The sequence below is a fragment of the Neptunomonas sp. genome, from assembly GCF_041601355.1.
Taxonomy (GTDB): Bacteria; Pseudomonadota; Gammaproteobacteria; order Pseudomonadales; family Balneatricaceae; genus Neptunomonas.
In genome coordinates, this window is sequence record NZ_JBFIIH010000033.1 from 12,676 (window position 1) to 32,704 (window position 20,029).

Consider the following 20,029-nt stretch of genomic DNA (forward strand, 5'->3'; position numbering starts at 1 on the left):
GCGACGCAATAGCGCGCTCAATGTGTTTATAAACAGTATTTATTAATAGGTTATTTATAAATACTGTTTATAAAATCACAGCACCTGAAACTAACAAAGTGGAAGTTACACATTCATGATCTGTTGGATGATAGAAATTTTTCTTTCATCCGGCAAAAAACTAGCCTTAATACTGTTGATGGCCAACTGCCGGGCCTGAGCAGGTGACATCTCCAACGATTGATATAATGCCATATAGTTCTCAGCAACATAGCCACCAAAATAAGCAGGATCATCAGAATTAACCGTCACCATAACGCCTTGCCCGAGCATTTTTAATATGGTGTGGTCTGCCATATCTGCGAATACTTTTAAGCGCGTGTTCGATAGCGGGCAAACCGTCAGTGGGATCTGCTCATCGATCAAACGTTGCATCAATCCGGCATCCTCATAAGCACGCACTCCATGGTCGATACGATCTACATTGAGCAGATCTAATGCTGACCACACATATTCTGCCGGGCCTTCTTCACCCGCATGAGCAACCGCTTTAAAGCCTTTGGCGCGAGCTTTCGCAAAGACACGTTGAAACTTCTCCGGAGGGTGACCCATTTCAGAGCTGTCTAAGCCCACCGCAATAAACTGATCACGATATGGCAGGGCCATCTCTAACGTTTCAAAAGCGGCTTCTTCGGATAAATGACGTAAAAAGGAGAGTATCAGATAGCTACTGATACCCAACTCAGTTTCGGCCTGCTTTAAGGCAGCGCTGATACCGTTGATCACAACCTTAAAAGGAATACCCCGATCGGTGTGAGTTTGCGGATCAAAAAACGGTTCGGTATGCACCACGCCTTGCGCTTTACAGCGCAGCAGATACGCCCAGGTTAAATCAAAGAAATCCTGCTCGGTCTGTAATACATTGGCGCCTTGATAATATATATCGAGAAAATCCTGCAAATTATCAAATTCATAAGCGGCTTTAATTGCCGCTATATCGCCATAAGGGAGCGTGATGCCGTTTCGATTCGCCAGCTGCATCATCAGTGCAGGCTCCAGGCTACCTTCCAGATGGAGATGTAACTCAGCTTTAGGCAGCTGAGTAATAAAATCGGTCATATTCATCATAAAAGCTCCCTGAAGTTAGGCTAAAAATTGATTTAAAAAAGGGGGCATAAGCCCCCTGATGTCATTTAGGTTATTAGTCCTGTTTACTTAGGAATCTCACTAGGAACACCTTCTACATACCAATTCATACCCGCCAGATCAGCATGCGGTAAAATTTCACCTTCTGCCACTTTAAGTTCACCGGCCTTATTTTTAATCGGACCGGCAAATGGATTCAGAGTTCCTGCTTTGATCTGGGCGATCAGCGCTTGAGCCTCAGCAACAATATCCGCTGGGATGTAATCACTGAACTCAGGGATAACGATCTCTTCTTCCGCCATTCCACCCCAGTGATCTTCCGGTTTCCAGGTACCATCCATAACTTGCTGAACACGTTTGATGTAGAACGGAGACCAGTTATCCACAACCGAAAATATGTGCGCTTTTTTTCCAAAACCAGACATATCAGATGCCTGACCTACTGCAAATGCGCCCCGTCTGTCGGCTGCTTGCATCGCTGCCGGACTATCCGTGTGCTGCAAAATAATATCCACACCCTGATCCATCATCGCATTTGCGGCATCAGCTTCTTTACCCGGATCGAACCAGCTATTCACCCAGATAATTTTCAGCTCAGCATCCGGGTTATATTTATTCAATGCCAACTGTACCGCATTGATATCTCGAATAACCTCAGGAATAGGGAAGGAGGCGATAAAACCAATTTTGTTAGATTTAGTCATTTTCGCGGCCGTAAAGCCTGCGATATAGCGGCCTTCGTAGGTATTAGAGATATAAGTACCGACGTTTTTTGACAACTTGTATCCCGTCGCGTGTTCAAACGTCACTTTTGGGAAGCGTTTGGCTACTTTCAGGGTTGGATTCATAAAACCAAACGAGGTTGTAAAAATCAGATCGTGACCGGTTTTAGCAAGATTCCGGATAACACGCTCAGCATCCGCGCCTTCTGGTACGTTTTCAACGTAAGTTGTTTTCACCTTATCCCCAAAATGCTTTTCTATAGCCAAACGTCCCTGATCATGTTGATAACTCCAGCCATGATCGCCTATCGGCCCTACGTATACAAAACCTACTTTAAAAGGCTCCGCTGCCTGAACACCAAATGCGGCCACTATAGCCACACCAGCCATTAAGACTGTCAGGAATTTTTTTAACACGATTTTTTTCATTACGGAAATCCTCGTTAGAATGCTTTTATTATTGACTAAAACGCTCAGCGAGCATTGTTTGCCCGATCAGCCAAGGGTGTGGCGAAGGTATAGTCCATATCCCATGGAAAACGAATCCAGGTATCCTGGCTCACTTCCATTACATACGTATCCACTAAAGGCCGACCAGCAGGTTTAGCATATAAGGTGACGAAATGCGCTTTAGGTAGCATTTCACGCACACATCGCGCTGTTTTACCCGTATCAACTAAGTCATCCACCAGCAAAAAACCTTCACCGTCACCTTCAACACCTTTTAGAATGTTGAGTTCTCCCTGATGCGTCGCCGCATCACCTTCTTGATTGGCAGCATAACTGGTAATGCAGACGGTATCGATCAAACGGATATCCAGCTCACGAGCAAGAATCGCTGCAGGCACCAGACCTCCTCGCGTGATCGCGATAATCCCTTTCCACGGGCCTAGCTCCAGCAACCGCCATGATAGTGCACGGGAGTTACGGTGAAGCTCCTCCCAAGTAACCGGAAAATCTTTACGGTAAGGCGACTGTCCCATCAATTACTCCTCATCAATCAACATTTCATATGTCTTACAAAAAGATAACAAGACATAACACTGCCGGAAATAATAACCTAAAAGTCATGTTTTTCTAGTGTATAAATGTTCTGCACCCCTGCACCAGCCTTTCTGAACGACGCATCTCATCATCATAAAAAGGATACCCGGTGCCAATCAGGCACGCGATGCTAACCAGCCTCTTTCTCAGGATAATCAACCGAGCACACTATACATTTCAAAAAGAATGTTTACTCGTCGGTTATCAGGGCTTTATGTTTATATAAACGCACATCATTACATTCTCTGGCTTAAGCTCCCTGCCTTTACCGACGTTAAGTTCCCGCATGAAAAGGTTTTCCCAAAGAGATTGGCGCATACATTTTACTGCGTCCCTGATTACGCGACATCATCACCAGCACCAGTACCGTAGCAATATAAGGCAGCATCGCTAACAGGTTAGGTGATACAGCAAACCCAAGTCCCTGTGCCACTAAGTGCAAAATACTCGCTAAACCAAACAGATAAGCCCCCAGCAGTATTCTTTCAGTTCGCCAGCTCGCAAATACAACCAAAGCTAATGCAATCCAGCCACGTCCGGAGGTCATGTTTTCAGCCCATAAGGGGGTATAAGCCAGAGACAGATAACCGCCCGCTAAACCCGCCATGGCACCACCAAAAGCCACCGCTAAATAACGGGTGCGCATAACCGGCAAACCGATAGCGTTAGCGGCATGCGGGTTTTCTCCTACTGCTTTGACAATTAAGCCGGTGCGACTCGATCGGAAAAACCAAAAGATCACGCCAAATAAGACAAAAGACAGGTAAACGACTAGATCCTGAGCAAACAGCATTTTGCCGATCACTGGGATTTCGCTGAGGAAGGGGATAGCAATCACTTCTAACCCTTCAATGGGATTACCGACAAAGTCTGATCCGATAAAAGCCGATAACCCTGTTCCAAAGATGGTCAACGCCAGGCCTGTTGCTACCTGATTGGCATTAAGTCCCAGTGCAATCATGGCAAATAATTGCGACATCAGCACACCGGCAACTATCGCCATCAAAAAGCCAAAGAATAGATTACCGGTTAACCATGTTGCTATAAATCCAGCCACAGCGCCCATCAGCATCATGCCTTCCTGGCCTAAATTTAACACGCCGCTTTTTTCACATACCATTTCACCCAGCGCTACAATCAGCAGCGGAGTCCCGGTACGTATCATGGCGTAGAGAATATTCGTAATCAGATCAATATCCATTACTGTTGCTCCGCACGACTTGTCACTGTATTCATACCTGACCAGAGAAATTTAATTTTGTAACCAATCAATACATCACAAGCGAGGAGGTAAAACAGCAGCATTCCCTGAAACAAACCGGTGATAGCTAGCGGCATATTCAATTCAATCTGTGCCATTTCTCCGCCCATATAAATGAGGGCCATTAACAGGCTGGCAAATAAAATACCGACAGGGTGTAAGCGTCCTAAAAAAGCCACAATGATAGCGGCATAGCCATAGCCCGGGGATATCTGCGGTACTAACTGTCCTATTGGGCCTGCTACCTCACCGGCACCGGCGAGGCCGGCCAAGCCGCCGCTAATCAGCATCGTTATCCAGACGAGTTTTTTATCTTTAAAACCGGCTAGCCTCGCAGCACTGGCATCCAGCCCCAATACCTTTATTTGAAACCCTATAAAGCTGCGGGCTAACAAAACCCAGATAATCACGACTGCCAACAAAGCAAACAATATACCCGCGTGTACGCGCGTATCCTCAACCAATATCGGCAACAGGGAAGCGTCCCCAAACAACGCTGATTCCGGAAAGTTGTAGCCATCCGGGTCTTTCAATGGCCCATGCACCGAAAAAATCAGCAAGTTCAGCGCAATATAGTTAAACATGATGGTTGTCAGAATTTCGTTCGCGTTAAAGTGGGTTTTTAGCCAAGCAGCTAACAGCGCCCATAATGCACCACCCGCAATTCCCGCCAGCATCACTGCCGGCAGAGCCCACGCAGCCTCCACTTCGATAATATTGACCGCTAACGCGCTGGCAGCGAGTCCACCAATCAATAGCTGTCCTTCAGCGCCGATATTCCAAACCTGCGCCTTAAATACGATCGCAAGACCAATCGCACAGAGCAAAATAGGTGTGGTTTTAACGCACAACTCAGCTAAACCATAGGTATCCGAAATGGGCGTATAAAGCATGGTTTTTAATGCAAAGAAAGGATCATGTCCCTGCAAATAAAAAAACACGGCCCCGGTGAGCAGGGTAAGAATACCGGCTAACAAAGGTGATAAATAGGCCATGTTACGGGAGTGCTCGGCGCGAGGTACGAGTTTAAGAAACATCCAGCACTCCTTAATGAGTTTGTACGGCTGCTACCGTTGATTGTAGCGAAACTATGTTCGCCTCAGGCGTTTTTTCATCAGAGAGCTCTTCATCAAACATACCTGCCATCCAGCGTCCGACCTCTTCTAATGAGACCTGCGCTGTAGGTTTAATCGGTGAAAGAGCACCATCACAAATAGCGCAAAGTCGATCAGAGATTAAAAAAAGCTCATCTATATCTTCTGAGACAATCAATATTGCGGCCCCCTGATCCCGCAAATCGATTAAAGCCTGATGAATCGCCGTGGCAGCACCGATATCTACACCCCAGGTAGGATGAGCTGCGACTAATAATTGAGGATTCTGCATGATCTCGCGACCAATAATGAACTTTTGCAAATTACCGCCCGATAAACTTTTGGCATGGGTACCACTATCAGGCGTCTTCACTTTGAACTGTTTGATAATTTTTTTCGCAAAGCTCTCTGTGCCCTCGTGGTCGATCATGCCATTTTTAATCAAGCCTGTTAGAAAGCCTGTTAGCAGTGCATTATCTTTCAAACTCATATCGGGAACAGCACCGCGGCCCAAACGTTCTTCAGGCACAAAAGCGAGTCCTTTACGACGGCGTTTTTCCGGGCATAAATGCCCAACAGGGCCACATGGAAAATGGATTGCATCATGGTTTTTAATGATATCTTCACCACTCAGTGCCGCCAGTAATTCTTCCTGGCCATTCCCGGCAACACCTGCAATGCCGACAATTTCACCCGCATGTACATCCAGATTGATGTTTTTCAGATCAACACCAAATGGATCTTCACTGCATTGATTCAAGCCACGCACCTGTAAAAAAACGGCCTGTCCCTGCACTTTGTCATAATCCATGCTAATCGGAGTTTCATCACCCACCATCATGCGTGCCATACTGGATGCATCTTCCTCCGTGGGTATACAATCTCCCGATACCCGCCCGGCACGCAATACCGTAGCGCGGTGACACAAGGCTTTCACTTCATTCAATTTATGGCTGATAAACAAAATACTACAACCTTCCTCTGCCAAACGACGCAACGTGATAAACAGTGTATCGACTTCCTGTGGCGTTAAAACGGAGGTCGGCTCATCCAGAATCAACAAGCGAATATCCTGCACTAAACACCGCACTATCTCGACCCGCTGCCTTTCTCCCACCGAAAGTGAATGTACGTAGCGTTCCGGATTCAAGGCCATACCATAACGTGCTGATACGCTGCGAATTTTTTCAGCCAGGGCTTTCATATCGTCGGCTTCATTGCCCAACGCCAATGCGATATTTTCAGTAACGGTCAGGGTTTCGAATAATGAAAAGTGTTGAAAGACCATGCCAATACCGAGTTTTCGGGCATGCGCAGGATCTTTAATCCGAATAGCCTCACCTTCCCAGATTAATTTTCCGGCATCGGGCTTCACTACACCATAGATAATCTTCATCAGAGTACTTTTACCGGCGCCGTTTTCACCCAGCAGGGCATGGATCTCTCCTACACCGATGTCCAGATCAACGCTGTCATTAGCGAGACACCCCGGATATTGCTTAGTGATACCTTGCATGACCAACCGCTTTGGCCGATCCGGATTAGAGCTTACCGTAGGAGTATTCATCTGTGCCCTCATTTAGCGAATCTAACTTACTGTAGCGTCTCTGGGTTTATTAGCTATAGACAGTTTTTTGAATAACGTAAATCCCCATCTTATCTCAGCTATTCATCTGAAATACTATTGATAAATTAAAGGATTATGGAAAAACAACAAGGTAGAATTTATTTATAACCAATTAGCCTGAAAATGTTAATGGTGAAATTTCAGTTTATTCATACTCTTTTTACCTCTGACCCATGCCTGAGGTTAATCCTTATTCATTAATGGATTGATATAGGCCGTTCCTCCTAATTGACGCATCTGCCTGGAAATCCATGTCACCCGCTGCGCTATATAAGCCGTCGGACGTCCGGCATTAAAGCGCTTAGGGTTAGGTAACACCGCCGCTAGCCGCGCAGCCTGTACCTGGCTAAGCTGACGCGCATTCACACCAAAGAAATGCCGGCTAGCGGCTTCAACTCCGTAGATACCCTCACCAAATTCAGCAATGTTCAGATAAACTTCCATAATTCTGCGCTTTGACCACAAACCTTCCATACCCAATGTCAATCCGGCCTCTACTATTTTGCGTACAAACTGACGGCCGTTCCACAGGAACAGGTTTTTTGCGGTCTGTTGTGAAATGGTACTGGCTCCGCGTAAAGCGTCACCTTTCCGATAGTCCTTAACAACTGTCATTATTCCTTTAATATCCACCCCCCAATGGTGAAGAAAGGTCTGATCTTCGCTGGCAATCACCGCCAGAGGCATCCAGGCAGAGATATTTTCAAGATCAACCCATGTGTGGCGAACCTCACGTTCCGGATGCTGCCACTGATCAATAAGCATAAAAGCGGATGTGGGTGGGTTAACAAAACGCAGTAAACCGATCATTCCTAAAAAAAATAAACATACCAATAGAAATGTTAAAAGCATACGCTTCATAAACGACTGCAGCATAGATTTTTTAGCCACTCAGGATGCTCCCAAAGAAGAAAATTTTAACATAACAAATCCCTTAAACTTTAATCACACACAGGCACAAAACACCTGTTTATCCTTTTTTAATTGGTTATTACTTGTTAAAAAGAGATTCTATCTAATAACAAGAAAATAACAGCTCTTCGTTAGTTAAACGATAGAGTTTCACAGGGAAACGTTATGCATCCGTGCGAATTTCAAGCTGATTACATTATTATCGGCGCAGGTTCCGCTGGTTGTGTGTTAGCAAACAGACTCTCAGCCGATCCAGAAAATAAAGTCCTTTTATTAGAGGCGGGTGGCAAAGACAGCTACCCCTGGATTCATATTCCCATCGGCTATATATACACCATGAACAATCCGAAAACTGATTGGTGCTTTAAGACACAGGCTGATGCCGGATTAAATGGCCGCGCTCTGAACTATCCCCGTGGAAAAGTATTGGGGGGATCCTCATCAATCAACGGCATGATCTATATGCGAGGGCAACAACAAGACTATGACCAATGGGCAGCGGCAGGCAATCCAGGATGGAGTTGGGACGACGTACTTCCTTATTTCAAAAAATCCGAAGATCACTTTGCCGGCGCGTCGGCACTGCATGGAGCGGGTGGTGAATGGCGTGTAGAGGAGCAAAGGCTCTCATGGGATGTGCTGGATAGTTTCAGAGAAGCAGCGGCACAAACAGGTATACCTGCTATTGATGATTTTAATACAGGCAATAATGAAGGCTTCAGTTACTTCCAGGTGAACCAGAAAAACGGACGTCGCTGGTCCGCCGCCACCGGGTTTCTTCATCCTATTAAAGACCGACCTAATTTAACTATTCTTACCCATGCCCATGTTGATCGTCTGCATATAAAAAACAACCAGGTGATAGGTGTAGCTTTTGATCTTAAAGGCGTTCCAAGCTACGCGCGTACCAATAAAGAAGTGATTTTATCAGCAGGAGCGGTGATCTCACCCATCATTTTGCAACGTTCTGGTATTGGTAATGCCGAACTCTTAAAACAGCATGATATTGAGCTTAGCCATGAACTACCGGGCGTTGGTGAAAACCTTCAGGATCATTTACAAGTCAGGGCTGTGTTTAAAGTAACAAACACCCGCACTTTGAATGAACAGGCCAATAGCCTGTTAGGCAAAGCTAAAATGGCATTTGATTATGCGTTTTTCAGACGAGGGCCTCTATCGATGGCCCCGAGTCAGTTAGGAGGATTTGCTAAGAGTAATGACGCGTATACGACTGCAAATCTTGAATACCATATTCAACCACTGAGTTGCGATAAGCTCGGCGATCCACTCCATGCATTTCCCGCCATTACAGTTTCTGTTTGCAATCTCAGGCCTAAAAGCCGGGGACATGTCAGATTAAGCGCTAAAGATCCTTATTCCACCCCAATAATCACAACCAACTATCTTAGCCATCATGAAGATCAACAAATTGCCGCAGATGCCTTAAAACTCAGCCGTCGTATTTGTCAGGCAGACGCTTTTAAAAAGTATGCTCCCGAAGAGCTTAAACCGGGTGTTGATATCAATACTGATGACGAACTGATTAAAGCCGCGGGAGATATAGCCACGACTATTTTTCATCCTGTAGGCACCTGCAAAATGGGAAATGATGCTATGTCGGTTGTAGATGAGCAGCTGAAAGTCCACGGAATTGATCAACTCCGGGTCGTTGACGCCTCTATTATGCCCTCAATTACCTCTGGAAATACTAATTCACCCACAATTATGATCGCAGAGAAGGCTGCAGCGATGATTTTGAAAAAATAATTCATTTTATTTTCCACAGATCAGCCTTTCCACAGGCTGATCTTCCTGCCTTATGAGCTAGTTACTCACATTTTTTTACACAATAGTTATCTACATCCCATTTTATATACACATTCAAGCCTTTGTTTTTAATCAATAAAACAAAACTATTAAGGACTTATCCACTGTTAGTAGTTTTAAACCATCTCTCTTTTTAAATAATTTCAAAGACTCTATTTATAATGTTATTAACACTTTACACAGATTTACCCACAATCAGCTGCTGAATTATTCAATCCTTATTCACTATTTATGTATATGTTGATAACTACTGTGTAAATCAGGGGATATAGCGAGGTAAGAGGTGTGGGTAAACCTACCTGTGGATAACCATCTGTTTTATGCACACCTTATATACCCACAGGACAGAGGTATCTGACAGTTTCCATACCCAGTTTGATGGCTTTTATCTTATTGTTTTTATTGAAAAAAAAAGTGTTAGGAACAGAAAAGTACCTGCTTAATAATAACAACAATAATAATCTTATATATATATACATATACTCTTTATCTTTATTAATTAAATACAAAAACAATTAACAAATTGATCAATTTTTAAACATTCCATCCAACGTTTTAGAATGTATAATGCGTCCCCTATCAGATCTGTTTCACAAAAACAGTTGAGTAATCTGCGTTATATCGAGGTAAGAACATTGGACTATCCGGATCGTTTTGATGTCATTGTTATTGGTGGAGGGCATGCTGGAACTGAAGCGGCGTTAACTTCTGCTCGTATGGGTGCAAAAACTCTTTTGTTGACACATAACATTGAAACGCTTGGGCAGATGTCATGTAATCCAGCGATTGGTGGTATTGGAAAAAGCCATCTGGTTAAAGAAATTGATGCGCTTGATGGAGCCATGGCTCGTGCTACAGACAAGGCTGGTATTCAGTTTCGGGTTTTGAATTCAAGAAAAGGACCTGCTGTGCGAGCAACACGTGCTCAGGCTGACAGAATTCTTTACAAAGCAGCGATACGTTCTATTCTCGAAAATCAACCTAACTTGCATATTTTTCAACAAGCCGCGGATGATCTGATTGTCGAACAGGACACAGTTAAAGGTGTGGTGACGCAAACAGGTATTCGATTTTTTGCACCATCAGTTGTTCTCACAGCGGGAACTTTTCTCGGTGGAATTATCCATATCGGATTAGAGAACTTTTCTGGCGGTCGAGCGGGCGATCCACCCTCTATTGCATTAGCAAAACGTTTAAGAGAACTTCCATTTCGTGTAGAACGTCTGAAAACAGGAACGCCTCCGCGTATTGATGCCCGCAGTGTTAATTTTTCTGTGATGCAGGCTCAGCCTGGTGATACTCCCAGACCTGTAATGTCATTCATGGGCTCTTTAAGTGATCACCCGGAACAGATCAGCTGTTACATTACGCATACTAATGAACGTACTCATGATATTCTCCGCACCGGTTTAGATCGTTCACCAATGTACACCGGTGTAATCGAAGGCGTAGGTCCTCGTTATTGCCCGTCAATTGAAGATAAAATCATGCGTTTTGCTGATAAAAATCAGCATCAGATTTTTGTTGAACCAGAGGGATTAACAACTAACGAACTCTATCCGAATGGAATATCAACCAGTTTGCCGTTTGATATTCAATTAGCCGCTGTCAGATCTATTTTAGGTTTTGAAAATGCTCATATTCTGCGGCCTGGTTATGCAATTGAGTATGATTTCTTCAATCCGCAAGATCTGAAACATACACTGGAAACCAAATTTATTCAGGGACTCTATTTCGCCGGACAGATAAACGGAACAACCGGCTATGAAGAAGCAGCAGCACAAGGTCTGTTAGCAGGGTTTAATGCAGCCGCGCAAGCGCTGGATAAAGAGCAGTGGTACCCGCGACGTGATGAAGCCTATATTGGTGTTTTGGTTGATGATCTTATAACCATGGGAACATCCGAGCCTTATCGGATGTTTACCAGCAGAGCAGAATATCGTCTGATTCTTCGGGAAGATAATGCGGATTTACGTTTAACAGAAAAAGGCCGTGAACTTGGCTTAGTAAGCGATGAGCGCTGGACTGCTTTTTGTAAAAAACGTGAAGCAATTGAGCAGGAAAAGCAGCGCTTGAGCAGTACCTGGATTCAACCAGGAACCGAGGCGGCTGAAAAAATTAAAGATAAGCTCTCTTCTGCTATGCAACGCGAATATAATCTTGCAGATCTGATTCGTCGTCCTGAACTGAATTATGCTGATGTTGCTGAATTGAAAGGACAAGCGGTAAGTGATCCGCTAGTGGCTGAGCAGGTTGAGATTCAATTCAAATATGAAGGCTATATCAATCGTCAGATTGATGATATTCAACGAGTTAAACAGCAAGAGAATACAGCGCTTCCTGACAACTTTGATTATGAAGTGATCGGCGGGTTGTCAAACGAATTAAAAAGTAAGTTACAGCAGCAACGCCCGGCAACAATTGCACAAGCGTCCCGAATCCAGGGAATGACACCAGCAGCAATATCATTGTTGCTGGTGCACCTTAAAAAACAACAGATGATCAAAAAGCAACAAAAGGCAACCGGTTAATGGATGTGACACAACAGCGGGCTTTACTGGTAAAACAATCGGACAAGATGGCGCTTGCTCTGACCGATAACCAACTGGATACATTGATGGCGTATCTTCAGTTACTGGTAAAATGGAATAAAGCTTATAATTTAACGGCAGTAAAGGATCCGGTTGAGATGGTTTCGCGACATCTGCTGGATAGTTTAAGCTTATTATCCTTTATCAAAGGACCACGAATTATTGATGTAGGCAGTGGTGCCGGTTTGCCGGGTATACCATTGGCTATTTGTCGTCCGGATATTGAGGTTACAACAGTCGATAGTAATGGTAAAAAAACGCGCTTTCAGAACCAGGTAAAGGTTGAGTTAGGTTTGAGCAACCTGACCGTCATTAATGGTCGTGCGGAAGCCTGTACCGATGAACCTTTTGATGAAGTGGTATCGCGTGCTTTTGCATCTATAGCGGATATGATTAAGTGGACACATCAGTTGTGCCGACAAGAAGGAGTTTTTCTCGCAATGAAGGGACTCTATCCTGAAGACGAGTTAGCGCAACTACCCTCAGGTTTTGTATTAAAAAACAGTCATTCTCTTAACGTTCCGGGCACGCAAGGTGCACGGCATTTGATGGTTATCGGGAGAGGGTAATAGTGGCTAAGATCCTGACGATAACCAATCAGAAAGGTGGTGTTGGAAAAACAACTACCTGTGTCAATCTGGCAGCATCACTGGCGGCAACAAAAAAACGTGTGCTGATGGTTGATCTTGACCCGCAAGGCAATGCGACGATGGGCAGCGGTGTCGATAAACACGATTTACAACATTCCGCTTATGAGCTTTTAACCGGACAGTCAACAGCCATAGAAGCCATCATCAAAAATCCAAAAGTCGGTTACGATATTATTGGTTCAAATGGTGATCTGACGGCGGCGGAAGTTGAGTTACTGCAATTACCCCGAAGAGAATTTCGTCTCAAAACAGCATTAGCTCCAGTGATAGATGATTATGATTTCATATTGATCGATAATCCGCCGTCGCTGAATTTACTTACGGTTAATGCGTTGGCCGCCTCATCCGGTGTAATTATTCCGATGCAGTGTGAATATTATGCGCTTGAAGGGATTAGCGCGTTAATCGGAACAATCGATAAAATCAACCAGCGCCTGAATCCTAATCTGCGGATTGAAGGAATTTTACGTACCATGTTCGATCCGCGTATGAGTCTTACAAAAGACGTATCAAATCATCTCGTTGATTACTTTGGCGATAAGGTTTACCGCACCGTGATTCCGCGTAATGTAAGGTTAGCTGAAGCGCCTTCTCATGGTTTACCAGTTTTGTTTTATGATAAAAATTCACGTGGTTCAGTGGCCTATCTGGCATTGGCAGGTGAATTGATTAGAAAAACTGCGCAAGAATTAAAAAATGCTAAGCAAGCCGAGCAACAGGAAGCAGAATAATGGTTAAAAAAAGAGGATTAGGACGCGGACTGGATGCGTTACTCGCTGGCATTAATAATGAAGATGAAAACACCTCAGCTATCAGTAAAGAAAGTCTGAATGATGGCTATCGCTTAATGTCAGTGCATAAAATACAGCGCGGGCGCTATCAGCCACGTCGTGATCTGGAACCTGCTGCTCTTGATGACCTGGCTAACTCCATCCGTGTGCAGGGGGTTATGCAACCTATCATTATTCGGCCAGTTGATGGTGACAAATATGAAATCATTGCCGGTGAGCGTCGTTGGAGAGCATCTCAAATGGCCGGCCTTGATGAAATTCCGGTCATTGTAAAAGATGTACCCGATGAAGCTGCTATCGCGATGGCGCTGATAGAAAACATCCAGCGGGAAGACTTAAATCCGATGGAGGAAGCGATTGCATTACAGCGCCTGCAGGATGAATTTGAGTTGACTCAGCAGGAAGTAGCCGATGCAGTAGGCAAGTCACGATCGGCTGTGGCAAACTTGCTGCGTCTGATGAAGCTGACAGACGATGTCAGAAAAATGCTCGAATACGGTGATCTGGAAATGGGTCATGCTCGCGCACTACTGGGTTTAGAAAGCGACCAGCAGCTAGCGGCAGCACAGGAAGTCGTCGGTAAAGCGTTGTCTGTTCGCCAGACGGAAGAAATGGTCAGAAAATGGCAAACAGAAGATCTGGCCAAACCATTACGTCCGGTAAAACAAGCAGATCCTCAACTTGAAAAGATATCAGGTGATTTATCACGGCGCTTTGCCGCTAAGGTTTCAATTAATCAAAATCCTAAGGGAAAGGGAAAAATCACCATCGCATATGATTCTCCTGACGCGCTGGAAAGTATTTTGAAGAATTTCGCAGAGTAATTAAATCAATATATTAACAACCGACTGGATGTTTTAAGGACTTAAGTATGATCTGTGATAAGACATTAGTGCAAAACCCTTACTATGATGTTGAGTCTGACGGATTAACCCCATATAATCGGCTCGCTGTTTTGATTTCGAGCATCAAAATGGTGCGTAACAGTCTGACTGCATGTGAAGAAGAGAGATGAACCTGAAACCAGGAAAACATACTCAGGTAGCACGGCAGGGTGTGATCAGGATTTTTCTGACTCAGGCTCTTTTAGTGGTAATAATAGCTGCCATATCGTTGTTTTTTGATCTGGTAGTTGCGTATTCAGTATTGCTGGGTGGGGGTATTTATCTGATACCTAATACTTATTTTGCGTGGCGGGTATTATTTCGTGAGCAAAAGGGTACACCAGGCAGGATATTGACAGATATGTATATCGGTCAAATATGGAAAATGCTGATATCGATAGTGTGTTTTGCACTTGTCTTTATCATGGTTCGACCTTTGAGCCCATTTTCCTTATTTTTCGCTTTTATATTGCTACAGGTATCCAGTTGGTATCTGCAAATGAAAGCGAATTACCGATTCCTGAAACTTTAAGAAGCGAGAGAACTGAAGATGGCTAGCGGAACTGTCTCATCCTCAGAATATATATCTCACCACCTTACCAACTTGACGTTTGGCAACCATCCTGAAAATGGATTGAGTTTTGCTCATACGGCAGTTGAAGCGGCTGAGATGGGATTCTGGGCGATTAACGTTGATACTATGTTGTGGTCTATCGGTCTGGGTGTGTTATTTACCTGGCTGTTTAGTAAAGTAGCTAAATCGGTCACATCAGGTGTCCCGGGTAGCACTCAAAACTTTATAGAAACAATCATCGAGTTTGTTGATGACAACGTAAATAGTATTTTTAATCATAAAAATGCGGTGATTGCTCCACTTGCTCTGACGATATTTGTCTGGATTTTTCTGATGAATGCGATGGATTTGGTTCCGATTGACTGGATTCCTTACATCGCCGGTCAGATGGGCATTCATTTTATGAAAGTAGTGCCGACAACAGATGTGAATGCCACATTAGGCATGGCGTTCAGCGTTTTTGGTCTGATAGTTTATTACAGCATTAAAATGAAAGGTGTAGGCGGTTTTCTTGGCGAACTGGCTTTCCAGCCTATGGGTAAATGGATGCTTCCATTCAACCTTTTCCTGGAGGTGGTTGGTTTGTTAGCAAAACCAGTATCATTGGCATTGCGACTGTTCGGTAACATGTATGCGGGTGAGATGATCTTTATCCTGATCGCAATGTTACCATTCTGGATCCAATGGGTGCTGTCTGTACCTTGGGCTATCTTCCATATTCTGATAATTACACTGCAGGCTTTCATCTTCATGGTTCTGACAATAGTCTATCTAGCCATGGCGCATGAAGAGCACTAGGTTGTAATAACTGAATCAAGTGAATAGATTTCAAAACTTTAACTTTAACTTAGCAAATAGATCGGAGAAAAACTGATGGAAATGGCAAACGCTTTGGTATTCCTCGCTGCTGCACTGCTGATGGGTCTGGCGGCGATTGGTGCCGCTGTAGGTATAGGCAACTTGGGTGGTAAATTCCTGGAAGGTGCTGCTCGTCAGCCTGAACTGGTACCCCTGTTGCGTTCTAACTTCTTCATCGTAATGGGTCTGGTAGATGCTGTACCAATGATCGGTGTTGGTCTTGGTATGTACCTGATGTTCGCTGTTGCTGCATAAAGTAGAGTGAAACATTTTCCCATTATGGGTAACTACTTTTTAGAACAACTGCGAGAGGTAATGGCGTGAATATCAATCTAACCATCATTGGTCAGGCCATCGCATTCGCAATCTTTGTTTCGTTTTGCATGAAGTATGTATGGCCACCTATTACAGGTGCCCTGGCAGAACGTAAAAAGAAGATTGCTGAAGGTCTGGACGCTGCTGAACGTGCACAGCGCGATTTATTACTGGCTCAAGAAAAAGCCGTAGCAAATATGCGTGAAAGCAAAGAGCAGGCAGCCGCCATCATCGAACAGGCTAATAAGCGGGCTAGTCAGCTAGTCGATGAAGCTAAAGAGCAAGCGCGTGTTGAAGCAGAACGCATCAAGACAGCAGCTCAGGCAGAGATCGAACAGGATGTTAACCGTGCTAAAGAAACTCTTCGGACCCAACTAGGTGTATTAATAGTTGCTGGTGCTGAGAAGATTCTGGAACAGTCGGTTGACAAAGCAGCCCACGCTAAGCTGGTTGATAAACTAGCAGCGGAGCTTTAAGCGAGGTTTACGATGGCTGAACTCAATACAGTCGCTCGTCCCTACACAAAAGCTGCATTCCAATTTGCTCAAGAAAAGGGCAGTTTGGATCAGTGGTCAAAAATGTTATCAACTGTCGCAGCTGTGGCAAAAGATAGCGTAATGGCAAATGTTCTGGGGAATCCTGCGCTGACGAGTGAGCAAAAAGCGAGCGCAATGGTATCCGTATGTGAAGACTATCTGGATGAACCAGGTAAGAATTACATTCGTTTACTCGCTGTTAATCAGCGTCTTGGTTTACTCCAGGAAATACATGCGCAGTTTGAGCAGCTCAAAGCGAATCTGCAGAGAATTGTCGATATAGACGTGACCACTGCATATAAACTGGATGAGCAACAGCAACAGAAATTAACTCAGGCTCTCAGCGCTAAGCTGGATCGTGAAGTGAGACTGACATCTACCGTGGATAAATCAATCCTGGGTGGTGTTGTGCTTCGCTCACAAGACCTGGTAATCGACGGCTCAGTTCGCGCCCGTTTGGCGAAACTAGCTGAAGCACTGAATTCCTGAGTAGAGGAATAACCATGCAGCAACTGAATCCATCTGAGATCAGCGAGATTCTCAAGAAGCGCATCGAAAAGCTGGATGTGTCTTCTGAAGCCCGAAATGAGGGCTCTATAGTCAGCGTATCCGATGGTATCATCCTGATCCACGGCCTAGCTGACGTAATGTACGGGGAAATGATCGAATTCCCTGGCGGTATTTACGGTATGGCGCTCAACCTTGAGCGTGACTCTGTCGGTGCTGTAGTATTAGGTGATTACCAAGGTCTGGTCGAGGGCATGACTGCCCGTTGTACTGGCCGTATCCTTGAAGTACCGGTCGGACCGGAGCTGAAAGGTCGCGTAGTAGACGCGCTGGGTAACCCAATCGACGGAAAAGGTCCGATTGAAGCTAAACTATCTGACGCTGTTGAAAAAGTAGCGCCGGGTGTAATCGATCGTAAATCGGTAGATCAGCCTGTACAAACAGGTCTGAAAGCGATTGATGCGATGGTACCTGTAGGCCGTGGTCAGCGTGAGCTGATTATCGGTGACCGTCAGATCGGTAAAACAGCTATCGCGATTGATGCGATCATCAACCAGAAAGGTACAGGTGTAACTTGTATCTACGTAGCTATCGGTCAGAAGCAGTCTACTATTTCAAACGTAGTACGTAAGCTGGAAGAGCACGGCGCAATGGATCATACCATTATTGTCGCTGCCGGCGCTGCTGACCCTGCATCCATGCAGTTCCTGGCACCTTATGCTGGTTGCTCTATGGGTGAATACTTCCGTGACCGCGGTGAAGATGCACTGATTGTGTACGATGACCTGACTAAACAGGCATGGGCATACCGTCAGATTTCACTATTGTTGCGTCGTCCTCCAGGTCGTGAAGCTTATCCTGGTGACGTATTCTACTTGCATTCTCGTCTGCTTGAGCGTGCTGCTCGTGTAAACGCTGATTACGTAGAAAAATTCACCAATGGTGAAGTAAAAGGCAAGACTGGTTCTCTAACAGCTCTGCCGGTAATCGAAACTCAGGGCGGTGACGTTTCTGCTTTCGTACCTACCAACGTTATCTCTATTACTGATGGTCAGATCTTCCTGGAAAGCAGCCTGTTTAACGCAGGTGTACGTCCGGCGATCAATGCTGGTTTGTCTGTATCCCGTGTAGGTGGTGCAGCGCAGACTAAGATCATCAAGAAGTTGGGTGGTGGTGTACGTCTGGCTTTGGCTCAGTATCGTGAATTGGCTGCGTTCGCGCAGTTCGCATCTGATCTTGACGATGCAACACGTGCTCAGCTGGAACACGGTCAGGCTGTTACTGAACTTATGAAGCAGAAACAGTACTCACCAATGTCTGTTGGAGAAATGGGCTTAAGCCTGTTCGCAGCAAACGAAGGTTTCCTGAAAGGCGTTGAAATTAACAAAATCGGTAGCTTTGAATCTGCGCTGATCTCTTTCTTTAACAGCGAATATGCTGATCTGATGGAAGAAATCAATAAGAGCGGTAACTTCAGCGATGAAATCGCTGCTAAGTTCAAAGCCGGTATTGATAAGTTCAAGTCAACTCAGACTTGGTAAGCACTCTGTGAGTGGTGGCCTGCAAATTTGCGCAGGCCTTTACTAAGTTAAGGTTATATAGGCGGAACTATGGCAGTCGGAAAAGAGATTAAGACGCAAATAGCGAGTATCGGTAGCACGCGCAAGATTACCAGCGCCATGGAAATGGTTGCTGCGTCAAAAATGCGCAAAGCTCAGGATCGCATGCATTCTTCCCGCCCGTACGCTCGCAGTATCCGTGGTGTTATTCAGCATTTGTCTAAATCAAATCCTGAATACAAGCATCTTTACATGCTGGAACGTGAAGTCAAACGTGTTGGTTATATTATTGTATCAACTGACCGTGGACTTTGTGGTGGTCTTAACGTTAACGCGTTCAAGAAAGCCATGTTTAGTATGAAAGAGTTCAACGATAAAGGCGTCGAAATTGACGTTTGCGCGTTAGGATCTAAAGCAGTCTCATTCTTTAAGACCTACGGCGGTAACGTAGTAGCAGCAAAAACCCACTTGGGTGATCAGCCAGAAGTAACGGATCTGATCGGTGCTGTGAAGGTTATGCTGGATGCTTTTTCTGAGGCAAAGCTGGATCGTGTGTATATTGTGTCTAACACTTTTGTTAACACAATGACGCAGAGCCCGCATGTTGAACAAGTGCTTCCACTGAAAGCAGAAGACGATGAGGCGCTGCTGAATCATCACTGGGACTATATTTATGAACCTGACGCTAAAGAACTGCTGAATAGCCTTCTTGTGCGTTATGTTGAGTCCGAAGTGTATCAGGCAGTAGTTGAGAATTACGCCTGTGAACAGGCCGCGCGAATGCTGGCAATGAAAAGTGCAACTGACAATGCCGGTGATTTGATTGACGAACTTCAAATGATTTATAACAAGGCTCGTCAAGCGGCAATTACTCAGGAAATTTCTGAAATTGTAAGTGGTGCTGCGGCTGTTTAATGCGGTGAACGGGTTAAAATTTAAGAGGATCCGAACATGAGTAGCGGACAAATTGTTCAGATTATAGGCGCGGTAGTCGATGTGGAATTTCCACGTGACAGCGTACCTAAAATTTACGACGCGCTGACCGTTTCAAAGAATGGTCTGACACTCGAAGTTCAGCAACAGCTGGGTGACGGTGTAGTACGTGCGATCGCGATGGGTCAGACTGAAGGTGTGAGTCGTGGCTTAGAAGTA

Annotated in this window: 19 protein-coding genes and 1 pseudogene; 13 read left to right on the forward strand and 7 right to left on the reverse strand. The window is 44.9% G+C overall.

From position 1 onward, the window contains the following. Window positions 1-105: 105 nt before the first annotated feature. From ABY436_RS07475 to mtgA, 7 genes are all read right to left on the reverse strand, one after another. Window positions 106-1,098 (reverse strand): adenosine deaminase, encoded by a 993-nt coding sequence (locus ABY436_RS07475; RefSeq protein ID WP_372738378.1) that lies wholly within the window; start codon window positions 1,096-1,098, stop codon window positions 106-108. Window positions 1,099-1,190: 92 nt separating this feature from the next. Continuing rightward, entirely contained in the window at window positions 1,191-2,276 is a 1,086-nt protein-coding gene (locus ABY436_RS07480) for a BMP family ABC transporter substrate-binding protein (RefSeq protein WP_372738362.1), read from the reverse strand. 44 nt (window positions 2,277-2,320) lie between these two features. Beyond that, complete coding sequence (gene gpt / locus ABY436_RS07485; protein ID WP_372738363.1) at window positions 2,321-2,830, reverse strand: xanthine phosphoribosyltransferase; 510 nt, start codon at window positions 2,828-2,830, stop codon at window positions 2,321-2,323. A 335-nt stretch (window positions 2,831-3,165) separates the two neighbouring features. Next, on the reverse strand, window positions 3,166-4,092 hold the full coding sequence (locus tag ABY436_RS07490; RefSeq protein ID WP_372738364.1) for an ABC transporter permease: 927 nt from the start codon (window positions 4,090-4,092) through the stop codon (window positions 3,166-3,168). Continuing rightward, a complete protein-coding gene (locus ABY436_RS07495; protein ID WP_372738365.1) occupies window positions 4,092-5,189 on the reverse strand; it encodes an ABC transporter permease in 1,098 nt (365 codons plus the stop codon). Before ABY436_RS07495 ends, ABY436_RS07490 begins: the two co-directional genes overlap by 1 nt. A 10-nt stretch (window positions 5,190-5,199) precedes the next feature. Then, window positions 5,200-6,813, reverse strand: a complete 1,614-nt coding sequence (locus tag ABY436_RS07500; RefSeq protein ID WP_372738366.1) for an ABC transporter ATP-binding protein — start codon at window positions 6,811-6,813, stop codon at window positions 5,200-5,202. 243 nt (window positions 6,814-7,056) lie between these two features. Next, window positions 7,057-7,764, reverse strand: a complete 708-nt coding sequence (gene mtgA / locus ABY436_RS07505) for a monofunctional biosynthetic peptidoglycan transglycosylase (RefSeq protein ID WP_372738367.1) — start codon at window positions 7,762-7,764, stop codon at window positions 7,057-7,059. 186 nt (window positions 7,765-7,950) lie between these two features. Between mtgA and ABY436_RS07510 the strand changes: the two genes are divergently transcribed. From ABY436_RS07510 to ABY436_RS07570, 13 genes and pseudogenes are all read left to right on the forward strand, one after another. Beyond that, window positions 7,951-9,552: a GMC family oxidoreductase gene (locus ABY436_RS07510; protein ID WP_372738368.1), complete on the forward strand. Its 1,602-nt coding sequence runs from the start codon at window positions 7,951-7,953 to the stop codon at window positions 9,550-9,552. Between the two features lie 695 nt (window positions 9,553-10,247). After that, window positions 10,248-12,143, forward strand: a complete 1,896-nt coding sequence (mnmG, locus tag ABY436_RS07515) for a tRNA uridine-5-carboxymethylaminomethyl(34) synthesis enzyme MnmG (RefSeq protein ID WP_372738379.1) — start codon at window positions 10,248-10,250, stop codon at window positions 12,141-12,143. After that, window positions 12,143-12,772 (forward strand): 16S rRNA (guanine(527)-N(7))-methyltransferase RsmG, encoded by a 630-nt coding sequence (gene rsmG, locus ABY436_RS07520; protein ID WP_372738369.1) that lies wholly within the window; start codon window positions 12,143-12,145, stop codon window positions 12,770-12,772. The genes mnmG and rsmG overlap by 1 nt, the downstream gene beginning before the upstream one ends. 2 nt (window positions 12,773-12,774) lie before the next feature. Further along, complete coding sequence (locus ABY436_RS07525) at window positions 12,775-13,584, forward strand: ParA family protein (RefSeq protein ID WP_372738370.1); 810 nt, start codon at window positions 12,775-12,777, stop codon at window positions 13,582-13,584. After that, window positions 13,581-14,468 carry a ParB/RepB/Spo0J family partition protein gene (locus tag ABY436_RS07530; protein WP_372738380.1) on the forward strand — a complete coding sequence of 296 codons (888 nt, stop codon included), beginning with the start codon at window positions 13,581-13,583 and terminating at the stop codon, window positions 14,466-14,468. The genes ABY436_RS07525 and ABY436_RS07530 overlap by 4 nt, the downstream gene beginning before the upstream one ends. 187 nt (window positions 14,469-14,655) lie before the next feature. Beyond that, the gene (locus ABY436_RS07535; protein WP_372738371.1) at window positions 14,656-15,060 is read left to right on the forward strand and encodes an ATP synthase subunit I; all 405 of its coding nucleotides are present in this window, start codon (window positions 14,656-14,658) and stop codon (window positions 15,058-15,060) included. A gap of 18 nt (window positions 15,061-15,078) precedes the next feature. Beyond that, a complete protein-coding gene (gene atpB, locus ABY436_RS07540) occupies window positions 15,079-15,900 on the forward strand; it encodes a F0F1 ATP synthase subunit A (RefSeq protein WP_372738372.1) in 822 nt (273 codons plus the stop codon). A gap of 75 nt (window positions 15,901-15,975) precedes the next feature. Continuing rightward, window positions 15,976-16,215 (forward strand): F0F1 ATP synthase subunit C, encoded by a 240-nt coding sequence (gene atpE, locus ABY436_RS07545; protein ID WP_372738373.1) that lies wholly within the window; start codon window positions 15,976-15,978, stop codon window positions 16,213-16,215. A 65-nt stretch (window positions 16,216-16,280) separates the two neighbouring features. Beyond that, window positions 16,281-16,751, forward strand: coding sequence for a F0F1 ATP synthase subunit B (locus ABY436_RS07550; protein WP_372738374.1), 471 nt, complete (start codon window positions 16,281-16,283; stop codon window positions 16,749-16,751). Between the two features lie 12 nt (window positions 16,752-16,763). Beyond that, entirely contained in the window at window positions 16,764-17,300 is a 537-nt protein-coding gene (locus ABY436_RS07555; RefSeq protein WP_372738375.1) for a F0F1 ATP synthase subunit delta, read from the forward strand. A gap of 14 nt (window positions 17,301-17,314) precedes the next feature. Then, window positions 17,315-18,859, forward strand: coding sequence for a F0F1 ATP synthase subunit alpha (gene atpA / locus ABY436_RS07560; RefSeq protein WP_372738376.1), 1,545 nt, complete (start codon window positions 17,315-17,317; stop codon window positions 18,857-18,859). A 69-nt stretch (window positions 18,860-18,928) separates the two neighbouring features. Beyond that, window positions 18,929-19,792, forward strand: a complete 864-nt coding sequence (gene atpG / locus ABY436_RS07565) for a F0F1 ATP synthase subunit gamma (protein ID WP_372738377.1) — start codon at window positions 18,929-18,931, stop codon at window positions 19,790-19,792. Between the two features lie 36 nt (window positions 19,793-19,828). Then, window positions 19,829-20,029, forward strand: a pseudogene (locus tag ABY436_RS07570) (F0F1 ATP synthase subunit beta); the annotation flags it as partial.

Coding starts and splice junctions, on each gene's coding strand:
- ABY436_RS07475 (WP_372738378.1), bottom strand. CDS start 1,098: ATGACCGATTTTATTACTCAGCTGCCTAAAGCTGAGTTACATCTCCAT.
- ABY436_RS07480 (WP_372738362.1), bottom strand. CDS start 2,276: ATGAAAAAAATCGTGTTAAAAAAATTCCTGACAGTCTTAATGGCTGGT.
- gpt (WP_372738363.1), bottom strand. CDS start 2,830: ATGGGACAGTCGCCTTACCGTAAAGATTTTCCGGTTACTTGGGAGGAG.
- ABY436_RS07490 (WP_372738364.1), bottom strand. CDS start 4,092: ATGGATATTGATCTGATTACGAATATTCTCTACGCCATGATACGTACC.
- ABY436_RS07495 (WP_372738365.1), bottom strand. CDS start 5,189: ATGTTTCTTAAACTCGTACCTCGCGCCGAGCACTCCCGTAACATGGCC.
- ABY436_RS07500 (WP_372738366.1), bottom strand. CDS start 6,813: ATGAATACTCCTACGGTAAGCTCTAATCCGGATCGGCCAAAGCGGTTG.
- ABY436_RS07510 (WP_372738368.1), top strand. CDS start 7,951: ATGCATCCGTGCGAATTTCAAGCTGATTACATTATTATCGGCGCAGGT.
- rsmG (WP_372738369.1), top strand. CDS start 12,143: ATGGATGTGACACAACAGCGGGCTTTACTGGTAAAACAATCGGACAAG.
- ABY436_RS07535 (WP_372738371.1), top strand. CDS start 14,656: ATGAACCTGAAACCAGGAAAACATACTCAGGTAGCACGGCAGGGTGTG.
- atpB (WP_372738372.1), top strand. CDS start 15,079: ATGGCTAGCGGAACTGTCTCATCCTCAGAATATATATCTCACCACCTT.
- atpE (WP_372738373.1), top strand. CDS start 15,976: ATGGAAATGGCAAACGCTTTGGTATTCCTCGCTGCTGCACTGCTGATG.
- ABY436_RS07555 (WP_372738375.1), top strand. CDS start 16,764: ATGGCTGAACTCAATACAGTCGCTCGTCCCTACACAAAAGCTGCATTC.
- atpA (WP_372738376.1), top strand. CDS start 17,315: ATGCAGCAACTGAATCCATCTGAGATCAGCGAGATTCTCAAGAAGCGC.
- atpG (WP_372738377.1), top strand. CDS start 18,929: ATGGCAGTCGGAAAAGAGATTAAGACGCAAATAGCGAGTATCGGTAGC.